At 49.3% G+C, this 15007-nt stretch carries 9 protein-coding genes and 2 pseudogenes; 8 read left to right on the plus strand and 3 right to left on the minus strand.

The window, feature by feature from the left end; translation table 11 throughout:
* A pseudogene (locus ACTQ1S_RS01920) lies at positions 1-206 on the plus strand (IS256 family transposase); the annotation flags it as partial.
* Positions 207-295: 89 nt separating this feature from the next.
* Here the strand turns inward: ACTQ1S_RS01920 and ACTQ1S_RS01925 are convergent.
* On the minus strand, positions 296-1309 hold the full coding sequence (locus ACTQ1S_RS01925; protein WP_441536307.1) for an acyltransferase family protein: 1014 nt from the start codon (positions 1307-1309) through the stop codon (positions 296-298).
* Positions 1310-1695: 386 nt separating this feature from the next.
* On the opposite strand from ACTQ1S_RS01925, the pseudogene ACTQ1S_RS01930 reads away from it, so the two are divergent.
* From ACTQ1S_RS01930 to ACTQ1S_RS01940, 3 genes and pseudogenes are all read left to right on the plus strand, one after another.
* Positions 1696-2259 (plus strand): annotated as a pseudogene (locus ACTQ1S_RS01930) (glycoside hydrolase family 25 protein); the annotation flags it as partial.
* A 27-nt stretch (positions 2260-2286) separates the two neighbouring features.
* Positions 2287-3240 (plus strand): hypothetical protein, encoded by a 954-nt coding sequence (locus tag ACTQ1S_RS01935; RefSeq protein WP_441547000.1) that lies wholly within the window; start codon positions 2287-2289, stop codon positions 3238-3240.
* Between the two features lie 168 nt (positions 3241-3408).
* Positions 3409-5484, plus strand: a complete 2076-nt coding sequence (locus tag ACTQ1S_RS01940) for a C39 family peptidase (RefSeq protein ID WP_441546939.1) — start codon at positions 3409-3411, stop codon at positions 5482-5484.
* A gap of 63 nt (positions 5485-5547) precedes the next feature.
* Here ACTQ1S_RS01940 and ACTQ1S_RS01945 read toward each other — a convergent pair whose 3' ends face one another.
* Positions 5548-6489 (minus strand): DMT family transporter, encoded by a 942-nt coding sequence (locus tag ACTQ1S_RS01945; RefSeq protein ID WP_441535767.1) that lies wholly within the window; start codon positions 6487-6489, stop codon positions 5548-5550.
* A gap of 2 nt (positions 6490-6491) precedes the next feature.
* A complete protein-coding gene (locus tag ACTQ1S_RS01950; RefSeq protein ID WP_441535768.1) occupies positions 6492-8264 on the minus strand; it encodes a phosphotransferase in 1773 nt (590 codons plus the stop codon).
* Positions 8265-8429: 165 nt separating this feature from the next.
* Here ACTQ1S_RS01950 and ACTQ1S_RS01955 point away from each other — a divergent pair, with 165 nt between their 5' ends.
* The 4 genes from ACTQ1S_RS01955 to ACTQ1S_RS01970 all read left to right on the plus strand — a co-directional run bounded on the left by ACTQ1S_RS01955 (position 8430) and on the right by ACTQ1S_RS01970 (position 15007).
* Positions 8430-10601 (plus strand): NlpC/P60 family protein, encoded by a 2172-nt coding sequence (locus ACTQ1S_RS01955; protein WP_441535769.1) that lies wholly within the window; start codon positions 8430-8432, stop codon positions 10599-10601.
* A 42-nt stretch (positions 10602-10643) separates the two neighbouring features.
* Complete coding sequence (locus ACTQ1S_RS01960) at positions 10644-12713, plus strand: L,D-transpeptidase family protein (protein ID WP_441535770.1); 2070 nt, start codon at positions 10644-10646, stop codon at positions 12711-12713.
* Between the two features lie 178 nt (positions 12714-12891).
* A complete protein-coding gene (locus ACTQ1S_RS01965; protein WP_441546940.1) occupies positions 12892-14130 on the plus strand; it encodes an oligosaccharide flippase family protein in 1239 nt (412 codons plus the stop codon).
* Between the two features lie 19 nt (positions 14131-14149).
* Entirely contained in the window at positions 14150-15007 is an 858-nt protein-coding gene (locus ACTQ1S_RS01970; protein ID WP_441535772.1) for a LicD family protein, read from the plus strand.

A 15007-nucleotide genomic window follows, 5' to 3' on the forward strand; every position in this document is an offset into this window, starting at 1 on the left:
TGCGGCTCGCGGGCGCGGTCATGTGCGAGCAGGACGAGATATGGCAGGAGTCCAGGTACTTCTCGGAGGCGAGGATGAACGAGCTCTACGACGACGGTCGCACCCGGGGGACCGACGGTCCCGTCGATTGGGCGCGGCTCGAGGCGGAGGCAAGGAAGATGCTCGAGTCCGGCCTCGAGCTTGCGGACAGGGTCGAGGCGGCATAGGATATCAACCGTATTCCAGATTCTGGGACGCCGGGCCGACTCGCTTCGGATCGGGCACTACACCAACTTTCTCGACACTACCTGCTAGATCAATTAGGCTTTACGGAGCTGAACAGGCTCACTGCCTTTTTTCGAAATAGCTCAAGAGTTAAAAAGGCCACGAAAAAGGCAAGGCTTATTAATATCAGAAGGGGCACACCAATTAAAGTGGTTCTGTCTAGCAGCCAGCTGAGTCTTCCGTTGAGCCAGATGCTGTAAAACCAATTGCTATTATCTATTGTGTAGACTGCAAAGGCCAACGGTGAAGCTTGCTTTAGTAGCTGTTGCAGTTTTTCTGAACTGACGTTAATTCTTGTTGCGAGGATGAAGAGACAAATAGAACTCGTTGCAACGTAGGGGTTGGAATAGGCGAGCCATCGAAGGGGATTCATCTGTAGCACATGAACGTCGTTCCACTGGTGATATAAAACGACAAGTGGCAGCAATAAATATACAAAGAACAGCCGTTTTGTACTCACGACCTTGTCTATAGTTTCTTTATTTCTTTTAATCGATGCACCGGCAAGCCAGAGTACGGCAAGCCACATCGTAGAATAGCCTTCATTTAACCCTGTTGATTCAAATAGAGTTGAGGCAATTAGCAACGCTGAAGATGTTAAGCCCAACTGAAATGATGTCAATGATTCGATTGCGCAATTAAGGAATGGCACCATTAGCTGCAGAAGAAGAAAGCTATTTAGATACCAATATTCTGCAGTGGAAACCGGAAATGGCGAAGCAAACAATTCGATTTTACTGATTTGTCCAAGCGCGAATCCCGTTAGTGCGGATGCTGTGGACCAAAAACATGCTGTTGCCCAAATCGAGAAAATGGAACGTCCCTTAATCGGTCTGCCGGCGGATAAATAACCTGACATTAATGCAAATACGTTTACAGCGACAATCGCATAATTCTCAATTGCCATATATGCTAAGTCTCTAATGGAATCTAGCGTCCAGTCAAGGACTCCCCCTCGTCCAAGGTTGTGTAGCAGCACAACCATAAACATTGAGGTCAGTCGAGCAATATCGATGCCGTATACACGTTGTTTTGGCTTTGTCATATATTTGCTTTCCTTAGTTACTTCAGGTGCCCCGATAATAGTACTAGCATAAGCGTTGTCTATGAGTAAGTGTGTATAGACAACGAAGCGCGTGGATTGCTTTCACGTTATTTTGACCAAGACCATTTGGTAACCCATGGGAACATACTTGATATATGCTGTAGGCTAACAATGATTTACTCGAAAGTAGAGTTGACATGGTGAAACATATTAAAATGTTCCTACTGGCATTAACGTTGCTGATGCTAACGCCCAATTCAATGCTTCTATTCCCGTCAAATGCGGAAGCTGCTCAGTTCCCAGTCGAGAATTCTTGGCGTTATGAGGATGGACAATTGGTCGATGAGGATGCTTTTTCCGAAGAAGGTGGAATAGCCTTATTGTCAATGGACATTCTTCCTGATGGGGCTGCAGCGCAGGGCATCGATGTCAGCGAGCATCAAGGACGAATTGACTGGGATGCAGTTAAAGCTTCTGGCATCGATTTCGCTATTCTGCGCGTTGGATTTGGCGCTCCGTCCTTCGGCGGTCGAGTTGACTATCAATTTAATCGAAATATTTCTGAGTGCGAGCGACTCGGAATTCCCTACGGCGTCTATATCTATTCATATGCTTTTGATAATCAGCAGGCAGCTGATGAGGCATCAATGGTGATCAATTGCCTTTCTGGGCATAATCCAAGATTGCCGGTGTATTACGATCTTGAGGATAGCTCGATAATTGCAAATGGACGTCAAACCGGAATTGCATCGAGGGCGCAGGTTTTTTGTAATAGGATTTCTGCCGCAGGATATGAGCCTGGTATTTATGCAAATTTAAATTGGTTTAACAACATTTTGACTGACTCTGTATTTAAGAGTGGTTCTTGGGATCATTGGATTGCTCAATATAACTCGCAATGTGACTATACCGGTAATTACAGTTTTTGGCAGTATAAGAGCAATGGAAAAGTCCCTGGAATCAACGGCAACGTTGATATGAACTACGCATATGTTGACGTCTCTCTTTATCATTGGCAACTAATTGACAGCACCTGGTATTATGCAGCCTCCAACGGTAAGGCGTATGCCGGATGGTTGTTTCAGGGCGGCACGTGGTACTGGCTCGAGCCCGACGCGGGCGGTGCCATGGCCACCGGCCTGCACGAGTGCGGCGGCTCCATGTACTGGTTCAGCTCCTCCGGCGCGATGGCGACCGGGTGGGTCCTCGACGGGGGTACTTGGTACTACGCGACGGGGTCCGGCGCGCTGGCGCGCGGCCCCGTATCCGTCGGCGGCGTGCCCTACTGCTTCGATGCCCGGACGGGGGCCATGCTGACGGGCTACCAGACGGACGCGCAGGGCGTCCGCCGCTACTTCGGCAGCTGCGGCTCCCTTAACGGCTGGGGCCTCGTCGACGGCTCCTGGTACTGGTTCTCTGACGGTATCGCCTCGACCGGCTGGCTTTACACCGGCGGTTCCTGGTACTGGCTCGATCCCGAGGCGGACGGTGCCATGGCGACGGGCCTCCATGTGTGCAACGACGCCGCGTACTGGTTCAACGCCTCCGGCGCCATGGCGACCGGCTGGGTGCTCGACGGCGGTACCTGGTACTACGCGACAGGCTCCGGCGCCCTCGCCTCCGGTTGGCTCAACCTAAGCGGCACCTGGTACTGGCTCGACCCCTCGACGCACGCCATGGCGACGGGCCTGCACGAGTACGGCGGCTCCCTGTACTGGTTCAACTCCTCCGGCGCGATGGCGACCGGCTGGGTCCTCGACGGCGGCACCTGGTACTACGCGACTGGCTCCGGCGCCCTCGCTTCGGGATGGGCCTACGTCGGCGGTGCGTGGTACTGGCTGGATCCATCGACTCACGCGATGGTCACTGGCACTCAACAAATCAACGGGTCACAGTATTCTTTTTCGAGTAACGGCGTTTGGCTCGGCTAACAGCTCTTCTTTAATTGCTTTTTTCTAATTACATATTGCGCGAGCTAGTCCATTTGTAGACTATGTTTATGTACGATTGGTATGCTCTGGGGGCCGTGCATGGTAAGAAATAAGCTGACAATATTAACTCTATTTGTTCTGTCCGCGATATTACTCACTGGTCCAAGTGTGGCTGGTGCCGAGAATGAGGTTTCTGTAGACTCTTCCGAGCCTTCTATTTCCGAACGGCAAGCCTTCTCTTCGGCCGCCATTTCATCCGATTCGATCGAGGGGGTCGCTGCTCAAGGATCCATTAAATGGAAGCAGGGCTGGAATTCGGTTGACGGTAAGTGGTTTTACGCGGATTCGACCAATCCTGTTGCATTGCGTTCCGGCTGGCTTAACGCCGGAGGTTCCTGGTACTGGCTCGATCACGAGGCGGGCGGCGCCATGGTGACGGGCCTTCACGCATGCAACGGCTCAGCGTACTGGTTCAACGCCTCCGGCGCGATGGCGACCGGATGGGTCCTCGACGGGGGTGCCTGGTACTACGCGACTGGCTCCGGCGCCCTCGCCTCCGGCTGGCTCAACCTAAGCGGCTCCTGGTACTGGCTCGACCCTTCGACGCACGCCATGGCGACGGGCCTGCACGAGTGCGGCGGCTCCATGTACTGGTTCAGCTCCTCCGGCGCGATGGCGACCGGGTGGGTCCTCGACGGGGGTACTTGGTACTACGCGACGGGGTCCGGCGCGCTGGCGCGCGGCCCCGTATCCGTCGGCGGCGTGCCCTACTGCTTCGATGCCCGGACGGGGGCCATGCTGACGGGCTACCAGACGGACGCGCAGGGCGTCCGCCGCTACTTCGGCAGCTGCGGCTCCCTTAACGGCTGGGGCCTCGTCGACGGCTCCTGGTACTGGTTCTCTGACGGTATCGCCTCGACCGGCTGGCTTTACACCGGCGGTTCCTGGTACTGGCTCGATCCCGAGGCGGACGGTGCCATGGCGACGGGCCTCCATGTGTGCAACGACGCCGCGTACTGGTTCAACGCCTCCGGCGCCATGGCGACCGGCTGGGTGCTCGACGGCGGTACCTGGTACTACGCGACAGGCTCCGGCGCCCTCGCCTCCGGTTGGCTCAACCTAAGCGGCACCTGGTACTGGCTCGACCCCTCGACGCACATCATGGCTACGGGTGTTCAAACTATTGGATCAGGTGAATACATATTTAATAGTTCCGGCAAGATGATGGTTAATTGCTGGTCAAACGGTGATGGGTCCTGGATGTATCATTCTTCATCCAGCGGTGCAATTGACCTTAAAGGTATCATGACCGATTCGGGAATCCAGCTGATTGACGATGACGGGAATGTTAAAACGGGCTGGATTGAGAGTCAGGGTTCTCGATATTATTGTTCTGCTAATGGGGTAATTCTGACTGGATGGCAGCAAATAGCTGGGTCTTGGTATTACTTTAACTCGGATGGTCGAATGGCGACCGGCTGGCTTAACGATGGCGGTAACTGGTACTGGCTAGATTCCGCTTCCGGCACAATGAAAACGGGATGGCTTTCCCTTGGGGGCACATGGTATTACCTTGATGTCGCACGTGGGGGAGTAATGTTGAGCAACGGTTGGTATTGGATCGGCTCTACTGACTACAAGTTCAGTTCATCCGGCGCAATGGTTGGCGCTTGGGTCGATGTCCCGTGCTATTCGCAGTACCCTGAACTTCCTACTGGCTGTGAGTCGGTTGCCCTTACAAACTTGCTTAACTACTATGGTTTCGGTTTAGGTAAGACGATTATTGCGGATTATTACTTGCCCAAGGGAAGCAACGGCAACTTTGTTACCGCTTTTGATGGCAACCCGAGGCGTAGCAGCGGGGGTCTCATGGGATGCGTCGCCCCTGCGATTACTATTGCTGGAAATAATTTTCTGCGTGCTGCTGGAAGTGGCAAGCAGGCAAAAGACGTCTCTTTCTCGTCAATTTCTTCCATTAAGAACAGACTGACCTGTGGTCAACCTGTTGAGATGTGGAATACCGAGTGGGGAAGTTGGCCAGGAGGCCGCTATGCTGCTCGTTGGTATAACGGGCATTCCTATGGTCTGTGGGGCGGTAATCATGCCGTAGTCCTTAAAGGCTATGATGACGAGCGGGGAATTGTCTTTCTTTCGGATTCGATTAACGGCAATGTTACGCGAAATGCCCAGGTGTTCTTCGGCACGTGGCAACAGATGGATAGCCAGGCCGTGGTAATTGAATAGCCATAATGCTAAAAAAAGGAGAGCTCGACGAGCTCTCCCTTTTTTACTGCATTGTTAATCAAGCTACGCCGTCTTATTACGTCCAAATAGTTCGTCCCAGTTACTGGCTGCCAAAACTGTTCCGCATACAATTACAATGCAGCAGATTACGGAAGCCATGTCGGGAATTGTTCCAAGCAAGATCAGGCCAAAGACCACCGACCATGCCGAATAGGAGATATTCAAAGCCATCGCACGCGCTGCTCCGATTGCCGCAATGCCCTTGTAATAAAACAGATAGGATGCAGTTCCTGCGAGTCCGGCGAGTGCAATAATCAATGTGGGTATGCTCGGGATAGCACCCAGCGTGAAATGCCATGCTCCGAAGAGGGGGAGCACGAGCACTCCATAAACAAGCGCACTTGTAGTTTCACGGATTTGCAAAGCCGTTTCGTCATCAACAGCATCATCTTTCATTCCCCATGCGCACAACACCGCTTCGGATCCCCATCCAATAACGGCAAGAACCGCGCCGAGTAAGCCGAGAGGGGCATTTGCAATCTCGCTCGATCCTGCCGATAGATAGCCCATCGTCATTACGCCGCAAAGAGCAACAAGAAGGGAAAGAATCTGACCTTTGCCCATTTTCTCCTTCAGCAGCACGAACGAAAGGAATGCTCCGACTGCGGGATAGAAGGCGGAGATAATTGCCGTGTAGGCTGCTCCGATATTATTAATCGCCAATACGTATCCGGTCATTCCGATAGGCCCACCAAGCAGAGCGCCGGCAATGACGACCTTGCCCGAACGAGTTTTAAGTGCAGCGAGCGTGTCTTTTAATCTGCCTCGAACTCCCATGTACCCAAAGAGCCAAATTGCACAGAAGGCATCATGGAGAAAAGACCCCGCAATGGAGGCACATGCAAGCGCTTCCGCCGATCCAATATAGGGTGCGAGCGCCAAACCGATTCCAAGAATAACCGTATCGAGGCCCCAGAGAAGGCCGCTAAAAAAGCCGAATTGCATGGTTACTCACCTTTTCGATAGATCTCCAGTGCCTTTTTAAGGTATTTGGCACCGTAATTGAAGTAGATATAGAGCCATTCGCCCACGAAGTCACCTTCGGCTTCTTTCAGAAGAGACCAGAGGTACCAGCACCATCCTGCAAGGGCAATGTGCGCATAGTTATGCGCAACTTCGTTGTTTGTTGCCTTGCGTCCAAAATATGCATCAAGCGCGCGGTCGACTTCATCTTCGGAAAGCTCGCAGCAGACACTGCACGTTCCAAAATCGTTCGCGTAATCGCTCATGCCAGCATATTCCCAGTCAATGAGATAGTACTTGTCGTTTTCATCGATAAGGAAGTTGAGGTAAAAGAAGTCATTGTGACAAAGGCATTTTGGCGCATTATCGGCCTGAACAAAGCGCTCCAATTCATCGATCTCGGCGGCCATTTCCCTGTAGCCTGGAATGTCGATGGGACCTTTTTCCAGAAGAAGCGATTCGTAGCGCTTTGCTTCGAGGTAGAAATCAAATTCGGTTTCGACATCAGCACCGCTCTCGTGAAGCGAGCGACACATCTGCATCATTCGATTCATTTGGGCAGCATCATGCGGATCAGGCTGCTTTGCGTTGGGTACAAACTTCGATATTTTCCAACCGCGCTTTGGGTCCTCGTGAATGAATGTATCGTCAAGGCCAAGTTCCTTGGCCTTTTTTAGTGCTGCTACTTCTCCATTTCTGTTAATAAGCAGTTCGGTCCCGACTCCCGGATGGCGGTAAACGTACTCTCCATCATTGGTTCTAAAGTGGCACGATAGGTTCGTAAGACCTTGTTTAAGGGGATAGACGTCGTGGATCTCTGATTTGGAGCAGCCGAGCACTTGCTCGATGTTATCGAAAATATCGGAGTCAACGTTTTCGATAAAATGCGGATCAAAGGCACGCAGCTCATCAAGAGAATCGAATTCATTGATCTCGCCCTCAGGATACTTCTTGATCACCATATCGAGCTCCTTGATGTGCTCGATATATAGATCTTCCCAAAGCTTGTCCGTTGTTTCGGGCTTGTTATATTCCGTTTCAAGAATCTGCTTAAACGCAAGCGAGAAGGCTTTATCAAAGTAGACATGTCCGAGCATATACCATGCATTGGAGCCACCGATTGTAACATTGGTGATTCTATCCATTGCGCCCGTTTGAATGCACCATTCTTTGGTGGCGCCTTCAGCATATTGAGCAGAATAAAATGCTTTCCAAACGTATGCTTCAAACGGATTGTTTAGAAGGTAATCATCGCTTGAGCAAATGTAGGTGTTGCCAAGTCGCTCTTTTACGCACATAAGCGATGCGTGGTTATTTTTGGATGCGTATTCGTTGTTGACGACAATCGAAACGCCAAACTTGCTTTCAAGATAGAAGAAATACTCTTTTTTATAGCCGACAACGACGGTGATATTGCTGATACCCGCGTCTTGCAGCTGCCTAATCTGACGCTCGATGAGAATCTCACCACGTACCTTTAAAAGGCCTTTGGGCTTTTCATACGAAATGGGGGCAAAGCGGCTCGAAAGCCCCGCAGCCAATATCACTGCGTTTTCAACTTTATAGGGGTGAAGTGCTTCGTAACCGCTGTCGGTTAGGCTGTCCGATTCGAGAAGGCCCTCATTCGTAAGCTCTTTATTTGCTGCGTTTACTGATCCAAGTGAAAGACCAGTACGCTCGGCAACTTCTCGCTGGCTGGCATATGGGTTCTTTAAGTACTCGTACAGAACTGTAAAGTTGCGCTTGGTCAGTTCCACTGCAGGCCTCCAATTAAGATGTTCATTGCTTAGGGAAAGAATAGAATGATTGAACGTTGTGTTCAATTTAATATATTTATCTACATAGACTGAACAGACAGTAACGAAAATCAATCCTGGAATGTGGATTAAAATAAATAAAGGAGATATCTGGGAGGGTCGCTTATGTATCGATTCGAAAAGAAGGCCACGCTTGTTTGTGCTGCTGCGTCATTAATTACTGCTTGCTGCTTGCCCCTGAGTGCGAATGTCGCGTTTGCACAGGATTCCGTTGAGGCTCAGAGTATTGAGTCAAAAGTGGATTTTTCTTCTGTGGTTTCCGATGATTTGCAACCTGATAATTCTTCCGTCATAAAAGATGGCTGGCAACGAGACGAGCCGTCTGGAGTTTGGTATTACGGAAAAAACGGTAAACACCAAACCGGCTGGCTGCAAAGCGGGGGCTATTGGTATTGGCTTGATCCAGCCAATGATGGTGCAATGCAGACAGGTTATTTCAATGTGACCGATGATGGCGGTTTGACTGCTTCGTTTTATGCGAATGACGGTAATGCCGCAACGCCTTTTGGCGCGCTATATCAGAACTGCTGGCTACGTAACTCAGATGGAAATTGGTTTTATGCCAATGCTGGAGGCGATTTAGCTGCTGGTTGGTTTTATCAAGATGGCACATGGTATTACCTGGATCCTACCACCCATGTAATGCAGGTTGGTTTTGTCGACCTCGGGAGCGAGAAATACTATTTAGATGCCTCGGGCGCTATGAAAACCGGCTGGATTCTCGTTGACGGGAATTGGTACTGGGCTTATTCATCGGGTGCCCTTGCTTCGTCATGGCAGACGATAGGTGGGACTCGCTATTATTTTGACCCACAGACGCTCATCATGCTCAAGGGCCGTCAAAAGATTGATGGCTGTACCTACATTTTTGGTGACTATGGCCTTGCAAATGGATGGTACAAGGATGGAGCAGATTGGTATTACTGCTCCAACGGTATTGCGGCTACTGGCTGGAAACTCGTTAACGGTGCTTGGTATTATCTCGACCCAGCTTCCGACGGCAAAATGTTCGTTGGGTATTTAGACCTTGGTAACGCGGCATATTATTTGAACCCCAATGGGGCTATGGCTGTTGGTTGGGCTCAGTCCGAGGACGGTTGGTATTTCGCTTCCCAATCTGGCGCACTTATTTCTGGCTGGTATAAAGAAGGCGCGAGCTGGTATTACTTGGACCCTGTTGGCCATCTCATGAAAACGGGCTTATTTGAGGTGGGCGGCAACGATTGTTTTGCAAACCAGAGCGGTAGGCTTGTGATTTCAAGCTGGGTTACCGTTAATGAAGGCGTTGAAAGATATGCCGATGGTAATGGATACCTTTGCAAGGATGCGATTCGCGAAAACGGCACCATCCTGAAAATAGCCGAAGCCGATGGTTGGCAGGTTGCGTCCGGCTGGGTTAATGTCGCAAATCTAAGGTTTTACGCTGAGCCCGGAACGGGCGTCATTCATCGTGGATGGCTGCAGATTGACGACGATTGGTATTGGCTTGATGCTGATTCTGGCGTGATGAAGACCGGATGGGTTTTTGCTGGCGGTGCATGGTATTACCTGAACGCCGACGGGAAAATGGCAACTGGTTGGAAATGCCTGAATGGAACATGGTATTACCTTGAGTCCAATGGAAGCATGCATGTTGGCTGGCTTAAAGATTCGGGTAAGTGGTATTGGTTAGACGGCAGCGGCGCTATGGCAACGGGCGCAAGGACCATCGACGGTGTTCGCCGAATTTTCTGGAGCGATGGCCAGTGCGACAAAGTTGGCTGGCAAAATCCATCCCAGTATCCTCAGGTCAGTTCTTGGACTGTTCAGCTGCCTAGCTATTGCACCGGATACTTTACCTATGTGACCCCTTCTCGCATTTCTGTCGAAGCAACGCGGGAAGATTGCGTGAACGCCTTTATCCAGCGCGCCTATGAGTATATCGGTACGCAATATATTGAGCCTTGGTCTACCGCTCCCGGTGGAGCTGTTGATTGCTCTGGTTTTGTCTTGCAGTGCCTTTATGCTACTGGCATGGATATGGGTGTTTACAACCCTTATAACCATCGCTGGGATCCAAGCCAAACCTACAATTCCATGAATTGGTATCGAAGCAATATCTTTATGCCCGTGAGCACGAGCTCGATTCAACGCGGCGATGTGATTTATTACCGCGGTCATATTGCAATTGCACTTGGCGGCGGCTTGATGATTGATTCCTGGCCTCATCAAGGTGTCGGAATTCATCCTATTAGCGCAAGGGGAAATGTAATCGGCGCAGCTCGTCCGTTTATTTAATAGATTCCCTGCAAGACAGTCGGTACCGGTTGGGGGCTTGAAATGAATGCTCGGATTGATCATCGAATTTGCTGGCGAGTAATTGGCTTGATGCTATTTTCCGCCTTACTCTCAGTTACAGCCCCCGCATTTTCTTGCACTGCTTATGCCGTGGAAGAGGGGGCGGATAACGGTGTCGTAGAGCGCGACTCGACAGGAGGGCCGGGAGCATTGGTCGGTGGCGGTTGCTCTCAAGACTCCAGCGATTGTGCCGGCAAAACAACGGAAGATTCGAGCCTACAGGTTGTCGAAAGCCATGACCCGTCGACTACAGAACAACTATCTGGATGGCAATGGAACGGTTTGTCCTGGTATTACTATCTAGATGGCTGTCGTTTGACCGGAATTCAGAATATTGACGACTCGCTGTACTACTTGGACCCCGCTCGTGACGGCGCAATGAGCTGCGGCTGGATTTTTACTGAAAATAAGTGGTATTACGCGGGTCCGTCAGGCGCTTTGGCAAGTGGCTGGCAGTTTATTGGAGACCAATGGTACTGGTTTGACTCCCTTAACAGCTGTTCTATGGCTACTGGTCGACGTGTTATTGATGGGCACCCTTATCTTCTTGGAACCTATGGACTGATTAATGGATGGTGCCTTGATAACGGTTTATGGTATTGGGGTAGCAATGGTGAAGTCTTAACCGGCTGGCTTCAAACTGGCAATAACTGGTATTGGCTTGATCCCGCCAATGATGGTGTTATGTCTAGAGGAATCGTTTCTGTCGGTTCGTCTCGTTACTATTTATCGGATTCCGGCGCAATGGCTGTTGGTTGGGCGTTTGATGGGACGGACTGGTATTACGCTGACGGTTCCGGCGCACTTGCATCGGGCTGGCGTTTGGTGAATGGCGTTTGGTATTGGCTCGATGTCGCAAATGACAATAGAATGGCTACCGGCTTTTATGTCATCGGATCCAACCGGTATCATTTTTCTTCAACGGGAGCGTTGTCACTTGGCTGGTTTATGAGCGATGGAGACTGGTATTACGCTGAGCCTTCTCAAGCGTCGGGCTTTATAAAGACTGAATGGCTGAAGGACGGTGGTCAATACTATTATCTCGATCCTGCCGCCGACGGTAAAATGCTTCTTGGTCATTTTTCTGTAAATGGGAAAAGCTATTATGCAAAAGCTTCAGGCGCTGTTGCTTGTCGTGAATGGGTAGATGTCCAGGACTCGGTTCAGGATGAGCCATCTAAGGCTTTTGCTGGTTCTGATTGCTCATTGTGTGGAGCATTGCGTAATGGAAAACTGTTTACATCAAACGGCGATGGCGAATTGGCCGAAGCTCACGGGTTTGTGATGCTTGGAGGCTGTAAGTTCTATGCTGATTCAACCGATGGCTCCCCCTGCGCTGGATGGAAGAACGTTAACGGAAAATGGTACTTTTTTGATGAGACCGCTGGCTATGCACGATCTGGCTGGCTGTACAAGGATGGCTCCTGGTTCTATTTAGATCCGTCCACTTATGCTATGAAAACCGGTTGGGTTGCCGTTAACGGATCTTGGTATTACTTGAATTCGTCTGGTTATATGCAGACAGGATGGCTCAATCTGGGCGGCGCCTGGTATTGGCTTGATGCTAGTGGAGCTATGGCTACTGGCTGGCGCGTTGTGGACGGATCCTGGAATTTCTTTATGGCTAACGGCGCGTGGGTGTCAGACTATATGGATGCTAAGGCTCAAAGTTATTCAAGCAATACAAATTGGCTGATACTTGTCGATACGTCACGTTGCGTTACGAGTATTTACACTGGATCCTGGAATAACTGGTCCTTAAACCGTCGATATGTATGTTCGACGGGAAAAGCTAGCACGCCTACGGTGATAGGGGAGTATCAAGTCTACGGTAAGGGATACTCCTTTGGGCATGGATATACTTGCTATTACTACACGCAGTTCTATGGTGATTACTTATTCCATTCCTCACCCTACTACGTCAACAGCAACCGCGTGATGGATCCCACGATGGGCGTTCCATCCTCTGCTGGATGCGTACGCCTTGAGATTCAGAATGCAAAATGGATTTACGATAACATTCCTTATGGAACAAAGGTTGTTACGTATTAACAAAGAGTATTAATTAGATTGATAAAAGGGTATTCATGTCGATAGGGTAACTAATGTTACATTTGATACGCGGCATTTACGCGATTGTTTGTTGCTTTGGACTATAGATATTATTTTGTCTAGAGTAAATACAATGTGTCTCAATGGTGCACGTTGTTAATTTGGGTAAGAGGATCACTTGAAAGAAAAGTCACTTAGGTCAAACATGCTATGGAACTCTATCGGTTCTTTATACTATTCAGCTTGCCAATGGCTTATAACCGTTGCTGTAGCGAGGCTTTCTAGTACCTACGGAGCTGCCGGAGTGCTTGCAGTGGCAATGTCGGTGTCAAATATTTTTTCGCAAATTGGGCTATTTAGAATTAGATCATACCAAGTGTCTGACATTCATGAAAAGGTGTCGGCAAGGCAATATGTTGGTTTTAGAATTGTTACCATCGCCTTGGGCCTTATAATTACATTAATATATATGTGCTTCACTTGTTCAAGAGATAGTTATATTGCTATATCGCTCTACCTTGTCTTTCGAGCCGGAGACGTTTTTATTGACGTCTTGCACGGGGTTGATCAACAGCATCAAAGGATGGACTACTGTGGTATCTCGATGATTATTCGAGCTACTCTATTTCTCGTTGCCTTTATCATTGGATTGGGATACTTCGATAGCCTAGAAATTTCATTGTTTGGCATGGTGATCGCCACCTATCCTGTGATTATCTATGACTATGAAATTTCATCTCGATTTACGGACGTTAGGCCTTCTTTTAATCTTTCGACTAGTAAACATTTATTTCTCTCATGCCTGCCCGCCGTCGTTGGCATGTCTCTCTGTTCGGTGGTCGTTACCTATTCCCGTCAGTTCTTGGGGGAGTGTTACGGTTCCTCATCGCTTGGCATTTATGCGACTGTTTGTACGCCGATCGTGATCATTCAAGCTTGTGCTTCCTATGTTTATGCCCCTCTTTTGGGGTCTTTTGCTGAACGATTTGAGGCTAAAGACGCTTCGGGGTTTTTCCGTCTTGTTTTTACCGTTGCTTTGTCTATGTTTGCCTTGTTTGCGGTGTGTGCTGGCGTTTTCGTTTTCTTTGGGAAGGATTTGCTCCGCATGGTTTTCGGAGGCACAATCTCTCGCTATGATTATTTAATTTATGCAGGCCTATTTAGCTCTGCTTTTACAGCATTAGTAGCATTTTTAAGTGACCTTCTAATTAGTATTCGTGATATGTCTGGTTGCTTTATTGGAAATACCATCGGTTGTTTGGTCTCGTTCCCTTTGTCTTGGGTTTTGATTCCGCAAACGGGATTAAATGGTGCCAGCTATGTAGTTATTATTAGCTATTTTGTGACCTGTACAATCTTACTTGGCTTTCTCTATAGATCTATTCGCAAGAGCACTGCTGACACTCAAGATGATTAGTTGGAATGGGTTTTCTAAGATGAATGATTCCGAGGCATTGTTGCACTTACAGGCGGCTGAACTTAAAATTTTGGATGCCATTGCGTCATTATGCTTCAAATTCAATATTAATTGGTGGCTCGACGGGGGATCCTGCCTTGGGGCTATGCGACATGGCGGCTTTATTCCTTGGGATGATGACATTGATATCGGCATGATGCGTTCCGATTATGAGCGTTTTTGTGAACTTGCGCCCAGGGAGCTTCAGTCTGGTTTTTCCCTTCATAACTCACAAAATACAGACTCTTATGCGGCTATGTTTTCGAAAGTTTACATGGACGGAACTAGGTTTGAAAATCAAGAAGGACGAGATGCCGGGTCTGCGATGGGTATTTTCGTGGATATATTCCCTTACGATAATTTGTATGTTGATGCTAAATTGCGTGCCCGACAGATAAAAACCGCTTCCTCCGCTCAACGGCATTCCTATCTATACCATTCCGGTAGTATCTCTGTTCCACATAGGGGCATGCTTGGTGAAATAGAAAAGGTTGGCTGTGCCTTGCTTCATGGTATTGAAAGGATGCGTTGCAAGGACCCTCGTCGATATCAGAATAAATTCGATAGTGCAGTTGGCGATGATAACGTTGGACAGATTAGTGATGAGTGCCTGACGCTTGCGTGGCCTAATATGGCTCCCATTTCAGTTGATGATATTCTTCCGACTTCGCGGGCAAAGTTTGAAGGCAGATCGTACCCCGTTCCGAAATCCACGGAGATATACCTTACGACAATGTATGGTGACTGGAGGAGTATCCCGGCACCCGAGGATCGCCATACGCACTTACCTCTATTAATTGATTTTGGTGATGGTCATATTTGGGAGTCTGGCAATTAA

This window comes from Collinsella sp. LCP21S3_D3 (genome assembly GCF_052118305.1).
Lineage (GTDB): Bacteria > Actinomycetota > Coriobacteriia > Coriobacteriales > Coriobacteriaceae > Collinsella.